The organism is Flammeovirga sp. SubArs3 (assembly GCF_947387565.1).
GTDB lineage: Bacteria > Bacteroidota > Bacteroidia > Cytophagales > Flammeovirgaceae > Flammeovirga > Flammeovirga agarivorans.
Genome location: NZ_CANDOA010000002.1, coordinates 696,990 through 718,425, shown reverse-complemented (window position 1 = coordinate 718,425; position 21,436 = coordinate 696,990). Strand labels below are relative to the sequence as shown.

The 21,436-nt window shown below is 34.2% G+C and carries 19 protein-coding genes; 7 read left to right on the top strand and 12 right to left on the bottom strand.

Annotation, left to right across the window (positions count from 1 at the left end; translation table 11 throughout):
• Positions 1–34 precede the first annotated feature (34 nt).
• Together QL232_RS07445 and QL232_RS07440 are read left to right on the top strand one after the other, a co-directional pair.
• Positions 35–607, top strand: coding sequence for a DNA-3-methyladenine glycosylase I (locus tag QL232_RS07445; RefSeq protein ID WP_281613647.1), 573 nt, complete (start codon positions 35–37; stop codon positions 605–607).
• A gap of 8 nt (positions 608–615) precedes the next feature.
• Entirely contained in the window at positions 616–1,707 is a 1,092-nt protein-coding gene (locus QL232_RS07440) for a BamA/TamA family outer membrane protein (protein WP_281613646.1), read from the top strand.
• Here the strand turns inward: QL232_RS07440 and QL232_RS07435 are convergent.
• The 8 genes from QL232_RS07435 to QL232_RS07400 all read right to left on the bottom strand — a co-directional run bounded on the left by QL232_RS07435 (position 1,704) and on the right by QL232_RS07400 (position 10,980).
• Positions 1,704–2,387, bottom strand: a complete 684-nt coding sequence (locus tag QL232_RS07435; RefSeq protein ID WP_281613645.1) for an energy transducer TonB — start codon at positions 2,385–2,387, stop codon at positions 1,704–1,706. The two genes, QL232_RS07440 and QL232_RS07435, sit on opposite strands and share 4 nt — an antisense overlap.
• A 60-nt stretch (positions 2,388–2,447) precedes the next feature.
• Complete coding sequence (locus QL232_RS07430) at positions 2,448–3,140, bottom strand: DNA alkylation repair protein (RefSeq protein ID WP_281613644.1); 693 nt, start codon at positions 3,138–3,140, stop codon at positions 2,448–2,450.
• Positions 3,115–3,951 carry a transporter gene (locus QL232_RS07425; protein ID WP_281613643.1) on the bottom strand — a complete coding sequence of 279 codons (837 nt, stop codon included), beginning with the start codon at positions 3,949–3,951 and terminating at the stop codon, positions 3,115–3,117. Before QL232_RS07425 ends, QL232_RS07430 begins: the two co-directional genes overlap by 26 nt.
• A gap of 126 nt (positions 3,952–4,077) precedes the next feature.
• The gene (locus QL232_RS07420) at positions 4,078–6,879 is read right to left on the bottom strand and encodes a phosphoenolpyruvate carboxylase (protein WP_168880832.1); all 2,802 of its coding nucleotides are present in this window, start codon (positions 6,877–6,879) and stop codon (positions 4,078–4,080) included.
• A 162-nt stretch (positions 6,880–7,041) separates the two neighbouring features.
• Positions 7,042–8,385 carry an NAD(P)/FAD-dependent oxidoreductase gene (locus QL232_RS07415; RefSeq protein WP_281613642.1) on the bottom strand — a complete coding sequence of 448 codons (1,344 nt, stop codon included), beginning with the start codon at positions 8,383–8,385 and terminating at the stop codon, positions 7,042–7,044.
• Between the two features lie 101 nt (positions 8,386–8,486).
• The gene (locus QL232_RS07410) at positions 8,487–9,509 is read right to left on the bottom strand and encodes a pseudouridine synthase (protein WP_168880829.1); all 1,023 of its coding nucleotides are present in this window, start codon (positions 9,507–9,509) and stop codon (positions 8,487–8,489) included.
• Between the two features lie 140 nt (positions 9,510–9,649).
• Positions 9,650–9,994 (bottom strand): hypothetical protein, encoded by a 345-nt coding sequence (locus tag QL232_RS07405; RefSeq protein ID WP_281613641.1) that lies wholly within the window; start codon positions 9,992–9,994, stop codon positions 9,650–9,652.
• A gap of 161 nt (positions 9,995–10,155) precedes the next feature.
• Entirely contained in the window at positions 10,156–10,980 is an 825-nt protein-coding gene (locus QL232_RS07400; protein WP_281613640.1) for a queuosine precursor transporter, read from the bottom strand.
• 158 nt (positions 10,981–11,138) lie between these two features.
• On the opposite strand from QL232_RS07400, the gene QL232_RS07395 reads away from it, so the two are divergent.
• The 3 genes from QL232_RS07395 (at position 11,139) to QL232_RS07385 (ending at position 15,298) form a co-directional block, all read left to right on the top strand.
• Positions 11,139–12,218: an aminotransferase class V-fold PLP-dependent enzyme gene (locus QL232_RS07395; protein ID WP_281613639.1), complete on the top strand. Its 1,080-nt coding sequence runs from the start codon at positions 11,139–11,141 to the stop codon at positions 12,216–12,218.
• A 227-nt stretch (positions 12,219–12,445) separates the two neighbouring features.
• Entirely contained in the window at positions 12,446–13,273 is an 828-nt protein-coding gene (locus tag QL232_RS07390; RefSeq protein WP_168880824.1) for an energy transducer TonB, read from the top strand.
• A 129-nt stretch (positions 13,274–13,402) separates the two neighbouring features.
• Positions 13,403–15,298 carry a M23 family metallopeptidase gene (locus QL232_RS07385; protein ID WP_281613638.1) on the top strand — a complete coding sequence of 632 codons (1,896 nt, stop codon included), beginning with the start codon at positions 13,403–13,405 and terminating at the stop codon, positions 15,296–15,298.
• Between the two features lie 38 nt (positions 15,299–15,336).
• Here the strand turns inward: QL232_RS07385 and QL232_RS07380 are convergent, their stop codons facing one another.
• The 4 genes from QL232_RS07380 to QL232_RS07365 form a co-directional block, all read right to left on the bottom strand.
• A complete protein-coding gene (locus QL232_RS07380) occupies positions 15,337–16,599 on the bottom strand; it encodes an FAD/NAD(P)-binding oxidoreductase (RefSeq protein WP_281613637.1) in 1,263 nt (420 codons plus the stop codon).
• Between the two features lie 9 nt (positions 16,600–16,608).
• Positions 16,609–16,917 (bottom strand): 2Fe-2S iron-sulfur cluster-binding protein, encoded by a 309-nt coding sequence (locus QL232_RS07375; protein WP_281613636.1) that lies wholly within the window; start codon positions 16,915–16,917, stop codon positions 16,609–16,611.
• Positions 16,918–17,005: 88 nt separating this feature from the next.
• Positions 17,006–18,193 carry a cytochrome P450 gene (locus QL232_RS07370; RefSeq protein ID WP_281613635.1) on the bottom strand — a complete coding sequence of 396 codons (1,188 nt, stop codon included), beginning with the start codon at positions 18,191–18,193 and terminating at the stop codon, positions 17,006–17,008.
• Positions 18,194–18,475: 282 nt separating this feature from the next.
• Entirely contained in the window at positions 18,476–19,321 is an 846-nt protein-coding gene (locus QL232_RS07365; RefSeq protein WP_168880819.1) for an AraC family transcriptional regulator, read from the bottom strand.
• A 199-nt stretch (positions 19,322–19,520) separates the two neighbouring features.
• Here QL232_RS07365 and QL232_RS07360 point away from each other — a divergent pair, with 199 nt between their 5' ends.
• Both QL232_RS07360 and QL232_RS07355 read left to right on the top strand, forming a co-directional pair.
• Positions 19,521–20,636, top strand: a complete 1,116-nt coding sequence (locus QL232_RS07360) for a Zn-dependent alcohol dehydrogenase (protein WP_281613634.1) — start codon at positions 19,521–19,523, stop codon at positions 20,634–20,636.
• Positions 20,636–21,433, top strand: a complete 798-nt coding sequence (locus QL232_RS07355; RefSeq protein ID WP_281613633.1) for an alpha/beta hydrolase-fold protein — start codon at positions 20,636–20,638, stop codon at positions 21,431–21,433. The genes QL232_RS07360 and QL232_RS07355 overlap by 1 nt, the downstream gene beginning before the upstream one ends.
• The last annotated feature ends 3 nt before the right edge of the window (positions 21,434–21,436 follow it).

The window sequence follows — 21,436 nt, the reverse complement described above, 5'->3', positions numbered from 1 at the left end:
ATACTTGATCGACCTTTTTTTGTAAATTATTTTTATGAGTGATGATAAAATAAGATGTTCATGGTGTTTAATAAGTGAACTTGACACAGAATACCATGACACGGAGTGGGGAGTTCCAGAATATGATGATCAGAACCTTTTCGAAATGCTTTGCTTAGAAGGAATGCAAGCAGGTTTAAGTTGGAGTACAGTCTTGAAAAAAAGAGAAAGGTACAGAGAAGTTTTTGATAAGTTTGATGCTTCTAAAATCAAAGATTATGATTCTAGTAAGGTAGAAGAACTTCTTCAAGACAAAGGTATTATCCGAAATAAACTAAAAGTAAATGCTATCATTACAAATGCAAAAGCTTATTTGATAGTCCAAAAGGAATTTGGATCTTTTAGCAAATACATTTGGAACTTTGTTGATCATAAAATTATTCAAAACGAAGTCACTTCTAGAGATGAAGTCCTTTCTACTTCACCCATTAGTGATGCAATGAGTAAAGATCTAAAAAAACGAGGATTCAAGTTTGTCGGTAGTACCATATGCTACGCTTTTATGCAAGCTGCGGGATTAGTCAATGATCACACTACAGATTGTTTTAGACACCAAGAACTATTGTAACCCATATTATGAAAGCCATTACCCTCTCTCTTCTTTTAATTTTCTCCTGCACAGTATTTGGGCAAAAAGCCGAAAGCGATTCTACCAAAAAAGAAAAAAACCTACAATTACTAGGTATACCTAACCTTGCGAATAATAAAGTCTTTGGTTGGGGTGGTGGTGCTAATATTGGAGCGTTTTATAAGTTAAATAAAAACGATACCATTTCACCTCCATCCATGACCTTTATGCAAGCCATGTATTTTCAAAACTCGACATGGTGGTTGGCATTATTACAAGAAAATTACTTTTCTCAAGATAGGTTCAGAAGTCGATTATTATTCTTTACGACAGAAGTAAATTTCCAGTTTTTTACAGATAATATACTACCAAATATTCCCTCTACTATAGTTCCTTACCAAAATACTGTTTCTTCTGTTCAGGCTAGTTTTTCAACAAAAGTTTTCAAAAATGCATTTCTCGGACCTATTTACACTTATGGTATAAATAATTTCTCATTCGATAACGATACATTAAATGCTATCCTTGAACTTGCCAATATCGGAGAGTTTGTAACCTCAGGGATTGGTCTTACATTCGATTATGACTCTAGAGATAATATTTTCTCTACTACAAAGGGTTTTTATGCCAATGTATACTCTTTATCCTATTTTAATGGAATAGGCTCTGACGCTACTTTTACTGGGTTATATGGAGAGTTCTCATATTTCCATTCATTCAGAGATAATATGATTTTAGCCTCTAAAGCAAATATTGCTACTCTATTTGGTGATGTACCCTTTTCAGAAGAAAATGTTATGGGTTTTGGTGGTACTCGTTTCCAAGATTTAAGAGGCTACAATAAAGGAGAATATCGTGGAGAACAATTGTATATAGCTCAAACAGAACTAAGATGGAGGTTTTATAAAAATTGGGGAGCCAACTTCTATTATGGTATGGGAACCGTATTTTCAGAGGGTAATGATATTCCATTTCTACCAGCCGGAGGTGTAGGCATTAGATATAGAGCCTCTAAACAATACAATATCAATATTGGTGTAGATGCAGCATGGGGTAAAAATGACAATGGGTTTTACTTTCTAATTGGAGAAGCCTTCTAGTAAGGGTGCTCTTCTAAATTTAATGGTAATACAATTTTCTGTTCTACTGGTTTTCCATTTTGCACAGCTACCATCCATTTCGGGCAATCCCCTAATATTTTCAAGACTTGTTGATCAATGCCTTCACTTACACCTTTTATGATTTTTACATCATCCAAATTGCCATAAATATTTACAACAAATTGTACATATATTCTACCATGTCCTTCTCTATCTACACCATGACTATGTAGTGCTCCATGAAACCAATTATAGAACTCACCCATCCCTCCAGGATAACTCGCTCCTACCTCTGCCATTTTGTAGACTTTTCCTGAGGAATCTTTTTCAGTATCCTCTTCTTTTACAATTTCATGTTTTAGAAGAAGCGATAATTCATCAGCATGCATTTTGAGTTCATCTGTCATTGGATAGTTGTACATATCTTCCACTTCTTTTTGAGCTTCGATATCTAAATCCAAATGATGGTGAGCAAGCGCTCTAATGTATTGCAATTCAGCAGTACTTCTAGGCAATAAAGAGATGATTTCATCGGTTTTAATTAATGCATGATCATAATCTTCTTTTTCTAGTAAATCGTAAGCATAGGCCACATACTCCTTTGAGATTTCTTCCGGGGTATGTTGAGCAAAAGAAAGTATTGGTAATAAGAGGAGTAAATAGATGTAAGTAAATTTCATTTTATGTAGGATGTATTTAATTCTATAACTATAAATATCAAATTTTATTGTATTATTCCTTTAAATTTCACCTTTCAAATAGGATTGTCTTATCCGTTCATCCATCTTTTCAATCGCATACCTCAAAGTTGTTCTTGACATTTTTTTATAATGCTCATCTAAAAATTTAATTTCAGCTTCTTCATTACGCTTACCTATTTCTTTTAACATCCAACCAACTGCTTTATGCATAAGGTCATGTTGATGCCCTAAATGGTACTCACATAACTTGAAAGCAATATCATAATCATCCTTCTTGATGAAATACATTGTTGCCACAACACTTACCCTTTCTCTCCATAGTTCGCCTGATTTTGTTAACTCAAATAATATATCTGAAGACATCCTACCATCATAAATATGTCTTCCTAAAAGTTTGTAACATGAGGTATCTACTAAATCCCAGTTATTGACATAATCTAAATGATTGATGTAAGTTTCAATAATTTGATCTTTAGGTATCTGTTTTTTGGTATAATGATGGAGCATGATGATTAAAGCACACATTCTCACTTCATGGTATTTATTTGTCAATAGTTTCTGAATAACATCTATATCACATGATAGATAAGCTTCTTTTGCTACTAATCTTATATTTGGCACCGTTACTCCTAAGAAATGGTCTCCTTCTCCATATCCTCCTGGAAAAGCTTTAAAAAATTTGGGAAGAGCTTCGACTTTCTTTTCATCAATCAAAAGCTCTAATGATTTCACTATTTGGTCTATTATCTGTTTCTGTTCCATTTCTCCAATCAAATCTATATGACAATCCTATTTCCGTAAACCAGGTATTTGAATCTTTTGTAGGTGTAATCCCTCCTCCTATATCCAACATAAAATTATTGGATACCAGATAAGAAAGACCTGTATCTACTCCTGGCTTGAAGTTGTTTAGGTTACCAAACATTTCAACAAATGTTCCGAATTTATCATTAATGGTAATACCAAAATTAAATGTAGAAGGTAAAGTATAATCATTATTTCCGGTATTCGGCAAGTAGGCTCCGATATTCATATTATACGACAACCAACTATTAATCTGATTACTTGTCATAAAATTAAAAACCATACCTACTTTTTCTCTTTTGTAATCATTGGAAACTGCTCTAAGCAGTAATCTTCCCTGAAAACCAAAAGCAGGTACCCAACCATCATTTTTAGTATAATTATAACGAATACCCAATTGAGTATTACTTATTCCTTTTAAACGTAAACTATCGACATCAACACTATTTACTTTTACTCTATCACTTTGTAAATCAATGACGGCTTCAATATCAAAATGCTCTGATAAACCTACTCTTAGAAAGTTTGTAAATAACCACCCATTAGATTGAGAGTCTATATCCTTAAATTCTGTTCCTGAAATATTGTATCCTGATTGAATCTGTACTACTTTTTTGCCTAATGTATAAGGAGAGAAAGTTAAACCAGGTCTGTCAGTTGTAATACTTTCACTGTATTGGGCATGGGCATAAAAAGGTAATGCAAAAAGTAATAAGAATGCGAGATTGAAGTGTTTCATATGAGTCTTTGAGTTTCACTGAAGTTAATTAATTATTGTATGAAACCCAATTACTCAAAAAAAGAAAATCCTTGCCCGAATAAACGGACAAGGATTATTATATCTAAAGCTGTAACAGCGTTGGTATCAACCAGTAGCTCTAAGTGCACCAGCAATTGCGTTGATCGAAGTCAGTAATTGGAATAATACTGCCTCTACATCTTCTGGATTCGCCTTTTCATCAGCTTTCATTTTACGCCATTTCTTCAACAATTTAATTTGTTGTTTATGAAGTGGGTTCAATGCTTCAGCTCTTAAGAAGCTAGAGTAATAGTGGTTAGCTCTTCTTTCAGCAAAAGAAGTTTTCAATAAGCTATCCATCATTTTTCTAGTTCTAGCTAGCTCTGATAACATTTTATTTAAGATATCTTCTTTAACATCTTTATCAGTTACCATTGCAGCGTATTCTTTCATGATCTTCTCATCAGTTGCTTCTAATGAAGTATCGATGTTAGTGAATACGTAACGAATTAGAGGATCATGGTTGATCATTTCTTTCAATTGAGCGAAGTCTTCAGGACGTTCTTTTGAAAGTTTCTCTAATGTATAACCTACACCGTACCAAGATGTCATGTTGAAACGAGCTTGGCTCCATGAGAATACCCAAGGAATGGCTCTAAGATCGGCTAATGTTCTTGTACCTGTTCTACGAGCTGGACGAGAACCGATTCTTGATGATTCAATTGCATCAATTGGAGTAGCCTCACCATAGAACTTGATAAACTTAGGATCTTCTAATAAATCAACATAGAAGTTTCTAGATTCAGAAGCTAACCATGAGATTACTTTCTCTAATGGGTGAGCAGGTTTCTTACCTAATTGGTCAGTAACAGTATTGGCCATAGTACCCGCCATTAATAACTCCATGTTGTATGAAGCGTTCATTTTGTTTGCGTACTTCTGTTCAATTGTTTCACCTTGCTCAGTTAAACGCATGTTACCATTTACACCACCGTGAGGTAAAGCTTGGATAAACCAGTGAGCAGGACCTGCACCACGAGAAATTGTACCACCTTTACCGTGGAAATAGTTGATATCGATGCCTCTATTTTCACCTACTTCGTATAATCTAGATTCTGCAAAGTGAAGTGACCATTGTGAAGCTAAGATACCACCATCTTTGTTAGAGTCAGAGTAACCAACCATTACCATTTGTTCTGGTCTCTCTTTACCATTTAATTTTCTTTGGTATTCTAACGAACGACGAGTGATTGGGTGATCCAAGAAGTTTTGCATCACTTGAGGGCTAATTTCTAAGTCCTCAATTGTCTCGAATAATGGCACTACAGGAAGTTTACAAACTAAACCTTCTGGAGTTTGCTCCATTAAACCAGCCTCTCTCGCTAATAAGTATACTGCAACAAGGTCAGATACAGATCTAGTCATAGACACGATCAATGCACCAATACCAGCAGTACCAAATTCAGAGATATATTCAGCTAATACTCTGTAAACAGAAGTAACAGCATCTGCTTCTTTAGGAAGTTTTGTAGATGGGTGAGTGAAAGGTCTGTTTGATAACAATTCATTGTTCATGAATGCCAAACGTTTCTCCTCAGACCATGTTAAGAATGAATCACCGTCCATAGATGATGCGTTCAATAATTGAGCGATCGCATTGTCATGGAATGTAGAGTTTTGACGAACATCCAATCTCGCTAAGTGGAAACCGAAAGTATCTAATACTCTAATAGATTCATTTAAGTAAGAGTAAGCCATTCTTTTTGCACCAAACTCTTCTAAAGCTGATTGTAATAACTCTAAATCTGCTTTTAGTTCTGATGCAAAAGTATATTTGAATTCGCTTTCTGATAATTCAACAGCATGCTCTCTTTTTACTTCTACTGGAAGCTTAGCAAGACATAGGTTTACAAACTGTCTGAATGCTTCACCTACGTTTCTTTCTAACGCATCTTTACCAGCATCGCCAAGTTCTTTCGCTAACTCATAGATACGAGTACGAAGAGCCTCTGGCACCTGATCTAAATCACATGCAATAGATAATTTTTTAACCAAGCTGAATAATGAACGACGGATTAATACAAATGCATTTAATCTTAAAATGCTTAATGTTTCAGCCGTTACTTCATTTGTTACACCTGGGTGACCATCTCTATCGCCACCTACCCAGTTACCAAATGAAACTCTTGGTCTATGATCTACTTTATTGATGAATTTCTTATCGAAACCTGCTTCACCCCAAGCTTGTTGGAAACGTTGATCTAAGATAGGTAATACCTCAGGGAATACGTTTGTTAAGTAGTGAATTGCGTTTCTTCTCTCTGATGCGATATCTGGCTTCTCAATATAGATTTCACCAGTTCTCCAAAGAGTATCTAATATTAATTTAATTTTAGCATTGATAGAACGTTGCTCAATACCAGTAAACATAGAGTTTTCTCTTTGTACTAATAATAAGTATAATGTTCTATGGTGCTCTAAAACTGTTGATCTTTTTGCCTCAGTAGGGTGAGCAGTAAGTACTGGCTCAACTTTTACTGATGGTAATATTTTAGCAATCTGCTCTTGAGTATAACCTTGCTCTTTTAAAGCCTTAAGACGTTCACCCCAAAGACCTTTTACGCTTGCTAAGCCTTTATCTTCTTCGCTCTTACGTCTTGACTGTACAGCACCGTTAACCTCTACCATATTCAATAATTGGAATACGATAGAATACAATTGCATATATTTTACGTCAAATTTCTTAAGCTCTGGAGTTTGTTCGTTAATCCATGGAATAGCGTTGGCCATTTCTTCCTCCCCACTATCCATAAGTACTTCATGAAGGCACTTCAGTAAGAATTCTAAATCTTCGTAAGGTTTTCCTAAGTGTTTCTTGACAACTTCAAGAGCACTTAGAGGAGTTACCTTTGCTGCTTCTTTAGACATTGTTATTATGAGATTTTAAATTATGAGAATATAAATTCTTTCGTTTACGATTTCTATATGCAAGAATAATATAAAATTTAAAAAAAAAATGAGATATACATCATCAAAGTAAATAATTGTTTTATTTGTTTATTTCAAAAATAGTTCTAACAATAACTACCTTTAAATCACAACTCCTGCTTTACCTTTATCCCTTTTTTCTTTCCTTTCTTCTTTACTAAATCTGCTTATAATCAATCGGTTGGATCTATCGTAGTTCAAATAGTTCCAAAACCAATTAATAAACACAATCGCTTTGTTTCTTAATCCAATTAATGATAAAATATGGACAAACATCCATATAAACCACGCAGACACCCCTTTAAAACGTGTTTTACCTATTTCAACAACAGCTTTGTTTTTACCAACGGTAGCCATACTACCTTTGTTCTGGTATTTAAAGGGTTTTAAGCTTTTTCCATTTATTAAACATTTCAGGTTTTTGGCTAACAAAGTTGCTTGTTGGATTGCAACTGGAGCCACCATGGGGTGTCCGTTTGGAAAGTCTTCTAGCTTCATACATGCTACGTCACCGACAGCAAATACATTTTGTACTCCTTCCACTTGGTTAAATTCATTCACCAAGATTCGGTTTCCTCTTTCAGTAATTTTAGAGGCATCAAATCCCTTTGGAGCATTTCCTTCTACCCCTGCAGACCAGATCAGATTACGACCTAATAATTGTCCTTCTTCTCCATCTTTAATTGTAATCGCAGTGGTACCATCATAGTCTTTTACTAATGTATTGAAATGAAGGTGAACCCCAAGTTTCTTTAAGTACCTCTCAGCAGATGCTGAAGATTCTTCTGAAAGCGCCGCTAAAACTCTTGGACCTGCATCTACAAGGTGAACCTGCATTTTACGAACATCCAATTCTGGATAATCTACAGGTAAAACATAGTTCTTTAATTCTGATAACGCACCGGCTAACTCCACTCCTGTAGGACCTCCTCCTACAATAACAAAGTTCATGTAAGCTTCGCGTTTTGTTAGATCTTTAGTTTGAAGTGCTTTTTCGAAGTTTTGGAGTAATAAACTTCTTAGTTGAAGAGATTGTACAACAGTTTTTAATGGCATTGAGTGATACCTTATATTCTCATTACCAAAAAAGTTAGTTCTTGACCCTGAAGCGACCACTAAGTAATCATACTTTAATTTACCTAAGTTAGTCACTACCTCTTTCTGTTGGGTGTCAATTTCTTGAACTACAGAGTACCTAAAGTAAAAGTTTTCATAATTATGGAAAAGCTTTCTTATCGGGAATGCAATCGCATCCGGTTCTAGGCCTGCTGTAGCTACTTGATACAATAATGGTTGAAATGTATGATAGTTATTTCTATCCAACAAGACTACCTGTACCTCTTGACTTTTTAATGATCTGACAAGTTCTAATCCTGCAAAGCCGCCACCGATAATAACGACTCTTGGGATATGCAAGTCAGGGACATCTAAAGTAGCTTGGACCATATGAATAGCATAAAAGTGTTGAAATAATTATTGATATAAAATTAACATACTTTACACTTGATTAAAACAAAAAGAGGAAACATTTCTGTTTCCTCTTTAAATTATTTTTTCTTTTTCTTATCTAGTCCTGATAAGTATTTTAACTGTATCATTTCATCTTCGGAAAGGTATCTCCATTTACCTCTTGGTAGATCCTTTTTCGTTAATCCTGCTAACACTGTTCTATCCAGAACTTCTACCTGATAACCAAACGACTCGAAGATACGACGTACAATTCTGTTTTTTCCAGAGTGTAGTTCAATACCAATTTCTTTTCTATCGTCACCATTAATAGACAAGCCATCCATAAAGATTGGTCCATCTTCTAAAGCGAAGTTTGGATCACGAAGTTTTTCTTCATGTTCTTCTTTAAATGACTTATTTAATTCTACTCTATATATCTTTTGTGTATTACTAGAAGGGTGTGCTACTTTTGTTGCAAACTCACCATCATTAGTAAATAATAAAAGTCCGGTAGTATTTCTATCCAAACGGCCTACAGGGTAAATTCGCTCATCACAAGCGTTTTTCACCAATTGCATTACCGTTTTTCTTTCTTGAGGGTCTTTAGTAGTTGTAATAAAACCTTTTGGCTTGTTTAATAATACGTAAACATACTTTTCTTTTTTCAGTAGTTTTCCTTCGTATTCAACTCTATCATTTGGTTTTACTTTGTATCCCATTTCCGTGACCACTTTACCATTGATCTTGATTTTACCTTCAGCAATCAATTGGTCTGCCTCACGACGGGAACATACACCTGCATTTGAGATGTATTTATTTAAACGAGTTTCAGAAGTTTTTTTAACCTCAGGCTTTTCTTCTTTTAACTCTTTGGTAACTTTCATTACCTTCTTGATATCATAAACAGGCTTTTGAGTTCCTTTTTCGAAAGGGCTATAAGCTGTCTTTTTAATCTTTTCGTTTTTCCTCTGCTTTTGTTTTTCCTCGCTCTTCTTGGAAATTCTTTTCTTAGGTCCACCAAAACTTCTTTCTTGGAACTCATCTCGTTTTGGTTTCTCTTTCATAAACTTCTTGAAAGGACTAGTATTTGATTTTCCTTTTCTAGGAGTATTCTTTTTCATCTAATTTTATTAGAAGGTAACACATGCTGCCAACACGGCAGTAAAAGAGGTTTATGTATTGCATAACACAAACCAACAATTACAAAGTTCGCGAACTTTCTGATATTGTACACCTTATTTATGAAAACAAAATCAAAGATTTACCCTAATTCATCGATTTTCTGTTGAACATCGTCCAAAATCACCTTTACAACTTGCTGAAAGGTATCTAATTTATCCTGTAAGACCGTTATTTCAACACCATTCCCATCTTCCATAAACAAAAGTAGGGTTTCTAAATCCTTATGTTTTAGGTAGGCTGTACTTGATTTTAATTTGTGTGCCTTTTTAGCAAAAGCTACTGTATCGTTCTCGTCTAAATGAGTTTGTAGTTGATTTGGAAATTCATTCAAGTTCTTCTCTATTACCATTAATACAGAGACTAAGAAATCCTCATCTCCATCTGCTACATCATAAAGTCCTGAAAAGTCTACATGGTTAATCATAGTCTAATTGTTTTCTTGATAATTAATTTTTGGCAAGTGATACCCAATACTACCAATGTTTACTTTGTTAATAGATAGTTGTCTTTTTTGATAAAAACTAGGTAAGAATAAATTTAGTCAATTAAATGAGAAAAGTTTGACAGATTAATACATTAAAAATACTAATCGGAGTTTTTCTCAAATAAATTAGTCTTGGCTGCATCTTCTACTACTTGTTCTGCAAAGTCTTTTCCTAAATAGCTATCAATTACATAATGGGATACATATAATAAAGGTGTCATACCAACTGCAATAATAAACTTATAGATGTAATTGATAATACCAACGGCCAATACTTGTTTTAATGGCCAATTTCCAAAAACATAAAAAGCCACACCTAACACTACAAAAGAGTCTACTAGTTGTGAAATTAAAGTCGACCCAGTTGCTCTTACCCAAATCTGCTTACTACCTGTCAGTTTCCTTAGCCACTGGAATGTATGCGCATCAAGAAATTGACCAATTAAGAAAGCGACCAAAGATCCTATAATAATACCCATTCCTTGAGTAAATATCTTATCAAAGGCTTCTTCTATATTAAATGGGTTGCCTGCAGAATCGGTACTATTCAAATCCAACCAAAATTGTGCGGGAGGAAGTTTTGTAACAAAAAATACTACCACAAAGACATAGGTAATAAGTCCTGCAGTAATAAAAGAGATTTTCTTTACCCCTCTCTTGCCAAAATATTCATTAATTATATCTGTAGTAATAAACACTACCGGCCAAAGTACAACCCCTGCTGTTAAATTAAAATCCAAGACAAAACCGTCCATTATTTTTAATTGAGCCGGAGCAATACCCATAAATGCTTCCAATGAAAAAATCTTAGGGCCAACTAATTCTGCTACTATAGCATTTGTTAGAAATATAGCACAAAGAGCCACATAAAGTGTTTGTCTCTTTCGTTCGTTTATCAGTTGGCTTCGATCCATAAATACGTTCATAAATTCTTATCGATTGAGTTAAATTAGAACATAACAATATTGTACCAAACCTTTGCTTTATAGTAATTACTGTAAGGCGTTTTTGTTTTCAAAAATTAAAAAAAGAGTTCGGTATATTATTTCATAAACAATCTATCCAATTCAATTACCTTTGAAGCATGAAAAAAATGTTATCGTTTTATCCCGGTCCAAGTAAAGTTGACCCGGAACTTTCTTCCTATTTAATGGAAGCACATGCATCGGGAATTTTGTCCAATAATCACAGAAGTAAACCTTTTATGGATTTGATGGAAAATTGTATCAAAACCATAAAAAAGCAATTGGATATACCTAAAAATTATGAAGTCTTATTTACTTCTAGTGCTACCGAATGTTGGGAAATTACAGCTCAATCCTATTTAGGAAAAAAGTTCTTACATATATATAATGGATCATTTGGACAAAAATGGTTTCAGTACAATCAGAAAATAAACCAACACGTAACTGCTCATGAATATTCCATTCAAAAAAGTATCAGTTTAAATCACTTAAAGAAAATCGATGCTCAAAATGCTGATGTATTGTGTTTAACTAGTTGTGAAACGTCAAATACAACAAAAGTTCATCAGAAAACTTTTCAGAAAATAAGAAGTCGATATAAAGATGCTCTTCTATTTATAGATGCAACAAGTAGTATGTCTGGTGTTCGTTTAGATTGGCTCTCTGGAGATATTTGGTATGCTTCAGTACAAAAGTGTTTTGGATTGCCTTCTGGATTAGGTGTTATGATTGTGTCGCCAAAAGCATTACAAGAAGCTAATGCAAATGATTTCCATTATAACAACATACTTTCGATTTATAATAATCAGCAGAAACGACAAACGACCCACACACCTAACACTTTAGGAATATACCTTTTAGAGAAAGTATTGAGTAATAGAAAAGAGATTAAATCTGTAGAGAATCATACCAAGAAAAAAATGCTTCAATTGAAGAAAGCATTAAAAAGGTTAGGGTATAATTTTCTGATCAATACAAATAAGGTACAATCGGAGACTGTCATTGGAATCATTAGTTCTAAAGAACAAATCTCATTAATTAAAGAAAGAGCATTAAAAGAGGAAATTACTTTAGGTAATGGATATGGAAAATGGAAAGACACTTCTTTAAGAATTGCAAATTTTCCATCCCATTCCTACGAAGATATTGAAAGGTTGATTTCTTTCTTTCAAGGGCTAGAAAAATGCAAAAACAATTGAGAAGCTACATTAATAGTATAATTAACTGTTAAAACCGTTAAATTTGAACATCCAATGAATATACATAACTATTTTGTGGTCTAAATGTGAAGCGTGTGATATTCAATTTGAAATTATTTAACCGTTCTTTACAAACAGTTTTTTGTAATTAATGATATCAAGTTGTAATTTCGGGCGCTGAATAACATTTTGATTTGGATTATTCGTAGCATTAAATTCGTATTCAGATGGTAGATATCTTAGGAAAATTAGGTGCCGGAGGGGTCGCAGCTCTGTTGGCATTATCTTTCCTAGCAATTATTCAGATTTTCCGTTTTATAATGAATAAAACTGGTTCTGATATTATTGCTGGTAAAAAGGAAGGAAAAGAGGGTAACATCCTCGTAAAAAAATACAATGATGTAGATGTATCAAAATACTCTTCATTATTTGGATTAATTGGTATGTCATTATCAATGCTAGTTGTACTAGTAGCAATGGAGTTCCCTTCATATGATGAGCAAATTTTAATGGACTTAGGTTCTTTAGAATTTGAAGAAGAAGAAATGGTAGATATTCCTGTTACTCAACAACAACCACCTCCACCACCAAAAGTAACTGCTCCAGTTATCGTAGAGGTACCTGATGAGGAAGAAATCGAAGATGAGATCGAAATCGAAATCCCTGAGGAATTCGATGAAGAAACTGTCATCGAAGAAGCTCCAGAGGTTGAAGAAGAAGAAGTTGAGGAAGTAGTTGACGAAATCTTCGAAATCGTAGAGGATCCTGCAGGTTTCCCAGGTGGTATGGGTAAATTCTACAAGTGGGTTGGTAAAAACATGAAATACCCTTCACAAGCTAAGCGTATGGGCGTGGAAGGTAAAGTATATGTTCAATTCGTTGTAGATAAAGACGGATCATTAACTGATATCAAAGTTGTTAGAGGTATTGGTGCTGGTTGTGATGAAGCAGCTATCAATGTCTTAAAGAAAGCTCCAAAATGGAAGCCTGGTAAGCAACGTGGTCGTGCAGTAAAACAAAGAATGGTATTACCTATCTCATTCAAGTTAGGTTAATCCCAGACAAAATATTAAGAAGAACCGATGTCTATACAGGCATCGGTTTTTTTATATCCAATTGTTTGTATTTTTGTGCTCTAAGTAAAAGCCTGCTTTGGTTTTCTACACTATATATGCTCTAATTTTATGTATAACCAACATCCTTTCAAGCATTTATTCTTATTTTTCTTATTCATATTCTCTATTTCGTTCCTAACGTTTGGACAAGAGGATTATGACTATAAAGGATATAAATTTCCCATACGTCCGGGAGAACGGAACTACTTTGCGGGTTCTATGGGAGAACTAAGAACTACACATTTCCATGGCGGTTTGGATATCAAAACTGGAGGTGTGGAAGGATACCCAATTTATGCTGCTGAAGATGGCTATATTATTAGAATAAAAGTATCTACTTACGGATATGGTCGTGTTTTATACATGATGCATCCAAATGGACAAACTTCGGTTTATGCTCACCAACAACGTTTTAATGATGAATTAGAATCTTTTATTGTAAATGAACAATACAAAAAAGAAACTTTTGAAATCAATTTAGAAAACCTACCCGAAAATCAGTTTGTTTACAAAAAGGGTGATTTAATTGGATACGCTGGAAATACAGGCTCTTCATCTGCACCTCACCTTCATTTTGAAATAAGAGATAAAGAAGAGAGGCCATTAAATCCTGTTCACTTTGGTTTCAATGAAGTAGTCGACAATATTCCTCCAACTGTTAGAGCCATTCGATTAAAACCACTTTCTATTAACAGTAGAGTTAATGGAGAATATTCAATCAAGAAAATAAATGCGGTTGGTAAAAATGGACGCTATAGATTGAATCAGACATTTTACGCTACTGGATCAGTAGGTATTGAAATTGACACTTATGACCGAGCAGATGGAACCTACAATAAATATGGCATCAACACCATTAAAATTTATGATGGCGATGAACTAATCTATCATCATGAAATTGATAGAATTCCATTCGACATGAGTGCTAACATTAATACGTTTACTGATTATTATGCATTCTTACAGGAAAAAAGAAGGTATCAACGTCTTTATTTCTTTGATGCGAATCACTTACCTATTTATCCTAATAAACAGCTAAATGGTCACCTCAATATTAATGATGGACAAAAACATGCTATAACTGTTAGACTATGGGACAGTTTCAACAATGAAACTCAAGTAGTATTTACAATTTCAGGTAATCATATAAAGCCAAAGCAACCCAACAAAGTAATCCTACAAGATACTCTTAAAGTAGACGAAAATATCTTGATCTTAGGTGTAGCCAATCAGAGTGAAAAGGAACTCCCTTTACATTTTCCTTTATGGAGTGAAAAGGTTCCACTTGCTTACAGTAAAGGTCAGCTTAAGTACTACTTATGGGATTTAAGAAAAGGGATTCCAAGGGCTTATACAGTTAATGGAGAGAAAAAAGCTACTCATTTAAAGTATATGATTCCTTCAGGAGCTCATTTTAAATACTTCGATCAAATTGCTAATATCGAAGTAAATGATCATATCTTATTTGATACCCTTTTCCTCAATATGGAAGAAAAAGAAAATCAATTAATTATAGGTAATTATTACGCACCTTTACATGGCAAGGTTTCAATTGATTACACTGTAAAAGATTCTACCTTATTGGGAGATCAACAATTTGTTTTCCGAAGAACAAGAAAAGGAGATTTAGAATATATTGGGGGAACTTGGCAAGGAAAAACCATTTCATTTAGAACAAATAGGTTAGGTACATTCGAGATTCACAAAGAAGATACACCTCCTAAAATCACTTTATTAAAACAGTGGCAGCCCAATCAATTACGTTTCAAAATTGAGGATGAGGAATCTGGTATACATAAATATTCTGCTACATTGAATGGGCAATTTATCCTATTGGAATATGATGCTAAAAAAGATATGTTAGTTACTCGACTAAAGAATAAAAACGAACCATTTAAAGGTCATTTTAAAATGATAATCACTGATGCTGCTGGTAATGAAAGCATCTTCGAAAAAGATTTTTAATAATAAAGGCTACCTAATCCAAGGTAGCCTTTATTATTTTATTTCATTGGAGATAATTCCTTCTCGATAATATTTGAAGGTTTTAAAGGCAAATCTATATCTTTTAAATTTCCTTTATTGATATATAGCTTTTCCTTGATGCATTTCATTCCTATTACATATGCTTTTGCATTATTAATCGCATCTACAGAAAGGAGTTCATCATTTTTAAAGTACCAAATCGATACTTTATTTCCTTCTTCTTTTCTGATAACCTTATCTGTATATCCACCAGATATACCCACAATTTGTAATTTTGTATCAAATTGATCAGACCAAAACCAAGGAATACTGTTGTATGCAAAAGGGTTATCACAAATCTTTGCTGCCGCTACTTTTGCTTGATCGACTGCATTTTGAACTGATTCTAATCTCAATGAAGTCTCATAATGTGGATTATAATGATAACTGCAATCTCCAATAGCATAGATATTTTTCTCAGAAGTTTCAGTAAACTGATTGACACATATACCATTTTTCACTTCGAGATTAAGCATGTTTGCCAAGTGAGTATTCACTTTTACACCAACACCTAAGATGATCATATCTGCAGAGAAGTTAGAATCATCTTCACAGTGAACGATAGTATCTTCATCCCTTACCGTAAACGATACTACCGATTTATTTGTCAGAATATCCACACCATGATTGCTATGTAATTCATGAAAATAAGATGATGTTTCTTCGGAGGTCACCCTTGCTAAAATCCGGTTCTCTCTTTCCAAAACAACAATACTTGCTCCTAACTTTTTTAACGATGCTGCGATCTCCAAACCTATATACCCTCCACCAATAATTACAACTCTTTTACGCTCTGAGGTAGTTATATAATTTTTTATTGATGTAACATCATTTGCGTTACGTAACGTAAAACAGTTATTCAATTGATCTATCCCTTCGATGTTAGGAATAATTGGAGATGCTCCAGTTGCTAATATCAACTCAGTATAACTGAATTCTTCACCGGTACAGGTTGTCACACTTTGTTTCTGCTTATCCACTGTTTTCACCTCAGTATCTAGCTTCAGATGAATATTCTCTTTCTGATAACTCTCTAGAGGTTTAATACAGTTTTGTTCAATATTATCGTCTGAAGTAAGATATGTTTTTGATAACGGTGGTCGGTGATATGGTAATACAGGATCTTTATCTATGATGGTAATACTCCCTTTATACCCTTCTTTCCTTAGAGAAAATGCTACATTCACTCCTGCATGACTACCTCCAATGATCACACATGCTCTGTCTTTTTGTGTTTCCATCAACCTAAATTATTTAACCACATTCAAGATTACTCCGTCCATAGCGTCGGTAATTTGTAATTGGCAACATAGTCTGCTGTACTCATTAGCATCATCATCCAACTCTAACATATCTTGTTCTATTTCACTAGCTTCTCCGGTTTTTGAAACATGAGATGGGTCAACTTGAACGTGGCATGTTGCACATGAACAAACTCCTCCGCAATCTCCATCAATGCCAGTTACATTGTTTTTTACTGCCAACTCCATAACAGAACCAGACGTTGCTTCTACTATAATTTCTTCTTGATTTTTTGTGATAAATGTTATTTTTGCCATAATAGTGTCTTATTAAAATTGATTGGAAAGAAAGCCACAGCTATGCTGTGACCTCTGAGACAGAACGTCGATTGAGACGCCATAAGATTTATTTTCCAGAGAAGTTTACGGTAATATTATCAAACCCAACTTTACGGTTAAACTCTCCCCATTCTTCGATATTTTCTTTATAATTTTTAATCTCAATACCTCCTACTTTCTCAGCCAATGAGCCTAATAGTACTTTCAAAATCTGACGGGCATGAGTTGCTCCCAAACAATTGTGATGACTAAAACCGAACCCTACATGAGGATTAATTTTTCTATCTAACACTACTTCATTTGGTTTTTCGAATACCGCTGAATCTCTATTTGCTGAAGCCCAACACATAGATACTCTAGAGTCATTTTTGATAGCATGTTCACAAACTTTGGTATCCTCTGTTACTACTCTACCCATATGTGTTAAAGGAGAAAAATAACGCACTAATTCTTCTACCGCCTTTGTGATGATTTCAGGCTCCTCATGTATTCTTTTTAGAGCTTTAGGATTTTCTGCGAAATATGAAATTGAATTTGTGACTGCATTAATCACTGTATCTCGTCCGCCAGCAAAAGTTAGAATCATCACTCCTTTTACCTCTTCCTTCGACATTTTCTGACCATTAACTTCAGAAGATAATAACATAGAATAAAGGTCATTCCCTGGGTTTTCTATGGCTTTATCGATTTGTTCATCCAAGTAATCGTATAAAATGTTTGCTTTATCTCCGTCTAATGCAGTGTCTTCACTTCTAAAAACATGAACACCCCATGAAATCCATGTTTCAGACTCCTCATATGGAATATTGAGTAATAGAGTAAGTGCTCTAGATTGTAATTTCAAAGAGAAATCTGCTACTACTTCCACATCTTCTTTATTGACTACTTCATCAACTAACTCGTCAATAATATCTTTCAGTTTTGCTTGATATTCCTCTTCTAATGGTCTTTTAAACCATGGTTCTACCAAGTTTCGGTAATCTGTATGTTCAGGTGGATCTACCTCAAAAGGAATTTGTCTGATGTCTCGAATAGCCACTTCTGATGGTACGACAATTCTTCCCGGTTTTGCTCCAGAAATAAATGTCTTCCAATTATGTGCTGTTTTTCTAACATCCTTAAGACGTAAAAGCATCGTTACAGGGTCATTCTGATCCTCAATATCGCTGTAACCTTTCTGAATTCTAGCTTGCTCAAATGGATCTGGAAATTCACTTGTCTTGGTCTTTTTCTGATCTTTTGTTACGTGTTCCATAGTTCAAAGTAATGTGTGTATTTACTAGTGAAGGTGCTTTTTCAAAAAACATCAGACATAAAAACCTATATCACAAAGCTTAGTTTGGTAATTCTGAATTTTATGAGATGAACTAAGAGAGAAAAAGTAAACGATCACTTCATTTCAAAAAAGAGGGCAACGCCTACATTACAAATGTCGGGAGTGGAAACACATTTAAGGTTCTTTATTTTAATTAAAAAGTAATGTATTTTAACATAAAATATTATTTGAATATAAAATCAACACATAATAGATAATAAATTATCCAATCTTCTTATACATTTTTCTAAAACCAAGAGGTGAATAACCTTTGAACTTTTTAAACTGTTGATAGAAAAAAGGAAGACTATCATATCCACAAGTATAACCTATTTCTGCAACTTGCATATCCGTTTCTAACAATAATCGACTTACCCTATTTATACGGTATTCATTAAGGTAAACGAAGAAAGGTCTTTGCATCACTTTACTGAAGAACCTTGAAAAAGATTGCTCAGTCATGTTTAGTTCAGCTGCGATTTCTGATAATTTAATCTTTCTTGAGAAGTTTTCTTCAACATAATTCTGAACTACTTCTATCCTAGTATTAGTTTCGTGATTATTGTTATAAGAATACGATGCTCCTGCTAAAATTTGTTTATCCTCTAAAGAACCAAGTTGTCCTAATAATTCAATAAACTTAAGGTGTCTTTCTAATCCTTGGGCATTAATAATCTCCATCATTCTATCAAAAGCATTTACTTTTTCCGGTTGATGAAAAAGAATACCTCTTTCAATATTCTTTAATGCAACTTGGATATCATGAAAATGGGCTACCGAATCGATAAGTTCCTTAGGCCATTGTATTACTAATGACTCAGCATGTTCAGGACGTTCTTGATCATTTTTCCAACAGTGAGGTAAATTTGCTCCCAATAGTACCAACTCTCCCGGTTGATAATCTGCGATATTATTTCCTACGTATCTACTTCCTACACTATTTATAATATATGTCAGTTCAAATTCCGGATGTACATGCCAAGGTGTTTCAAAGTGTCTGTTGCTGTATTTAAAGGCTCTTACATTAGATTCATCTTGTGTAATCACCTTTTCTAAAATTGCTTTCATAGCTTAAAAAGTAATGTATATAGTAATTAGTTTAGGTATAGAAAGAATGTTGATTGCAAAATAAATAACTTTTTCATCAAAATAAAGAACAAGATCAACAATAAAAGCTACGTCATTTGTAATCGAGTTAGTGTACAACATAATTACAACACACTCATTTTTTGGAACGCTATAGAAACATCTAATTAACAAAAACACTATGGGGATACTATCAAAAGCTGCTATTAGTAATGGTAAAGGCGGATTTAAAATTGACACTATTTCTGTCGAAGATCCTAAAGATGATGAAGTATTAGTTAAAATTAAAGCTGCAGGACTTTGTCATACTGATCATGATTCATTGACTTGGGGAAAACCTATTGTTTTAGGGCATGAAGGAGCAGGTATTGTAGAAAAAGTTGGTAAAAGTGTCAAAAATGTAAAAGTTGGAGACAAAGTAATTCTCAATTGGGCAACACCTTGTATGACTTGTCATCAATGTCAGGACGGTAATCAACATATCTGTGAAACAAACTCTCCAGTTACTGCGGGAGGTAATGGTTATACACCGGGACATGCACATTTAGAAGGAACAACCTTTAAAGGAGAGGCTATAGAGAGATCATTTAATATTGGTACTCTAGCAGAATACACTTTAGTAAAAGATGTTGCTTGTGTAAAATTGGACAGTCAAATGCCATTTTCTTCGGCTAGTATTATTAGTTGTGGGGTAATGACAGGATATGGCTCTGTAGTTAATTCTGCAAAACTTCAAGCGGGATCATCTGCTGTAGTAATTGGAACAGGAGGTGTTGGACTTAACGCTATTCAAGGTGCTAGAATTTCTGGGGCTTCAAAAATCATTGCTATTGATATTAATCCAGAGCGTTTAGAAATGGCTACGAAATTTGGAGCAACACATACCATCTTAGCCGATAAAAATGATAAAGGATTAGCAAATGCTGCGTTATCTGTAAAAGAATTAACAGATGGTAGAGGAGCCGACTACGCTTTTGAATGTACAGCTATTCCTGCACTAGGAGCTGCTCCATTGGCTATGGTTAAAAATGCAGGAACAGCCATTCAAGTAAGTGGAATTGAAGAAGAAATTACTATCGATATGCGCTTATTTGAATGGGATAAAATCTATATCAATCCTTTATATGGAGGTTGTAGACCTGAAGTAGATTTCCCTAAGCTTGTTAATTTATACAATAAAGGGGACCTCATGTTAGATCAAATGATCACTAGAACATATCCATTGGAAAATCTAGAGCAAGCATTTAGAGATATGCTTGATGGTAAAAATGCTAAAGGAGTAATTGTATTTGAATAATGGTAACATCAAAATTTAGAACTACAGAAATTTCAAATCCAAAGTTTGAAATGGATGGACTACGCTTTATCACTGTAAAAACGGATAACTTACAAGGAAGAGGAGATATTTGTGTATTTGTCCCCAAAGGAGAACATAAAGATCTACCTATTGTCACTTTACTACATGGTGTATATGGTAGTGCATGGATTTGGGCTTTTATGGGTGCCGCTCATATTACTACCCAAAGACTAATAGACGAAAAGGTGATACAACCATGTATTTTGGCGATGCCTTCGGATGGATTATGGGGCGATGGTTCTGCCTACAACCAGCATCATGATTATAATTTTGAAAAATGGATTGCCGAAGATGTACCACAGGCGGTATTAGAAAATATCCCTCAGGCTTCAGCTTCGTCTAAATTATTTATATCAGGATTGTCTATGGGAGGCTTTGGTGCACTAAGAATAGGTGCAAAATATGGACATCAATACTCAGGTGTAACAGGACATAGCTCGATTACAGAAATTGATCAGATGAAATTGTTCGTGGAGGAAGATATTAGTAATTATAAGCAAGCTTATCGTATAGATGAAGATGTTTTTACTGCAGTATTGGATAACAAAGAACATTTGCCTCCTTTCCGTTTTGATTGTGGAAGTTCAGATGAATTAATCTCTTACAACAGACAATTACACAAAGACTTAACTGTAAATAATATTCCACACGAATATGAAGAATTCGAAGGAGGACACCAATGGGAATACTGGCAAGAGCATTTAGAAGATACCTTAAAGTTTTTTGATAGACTATAAATT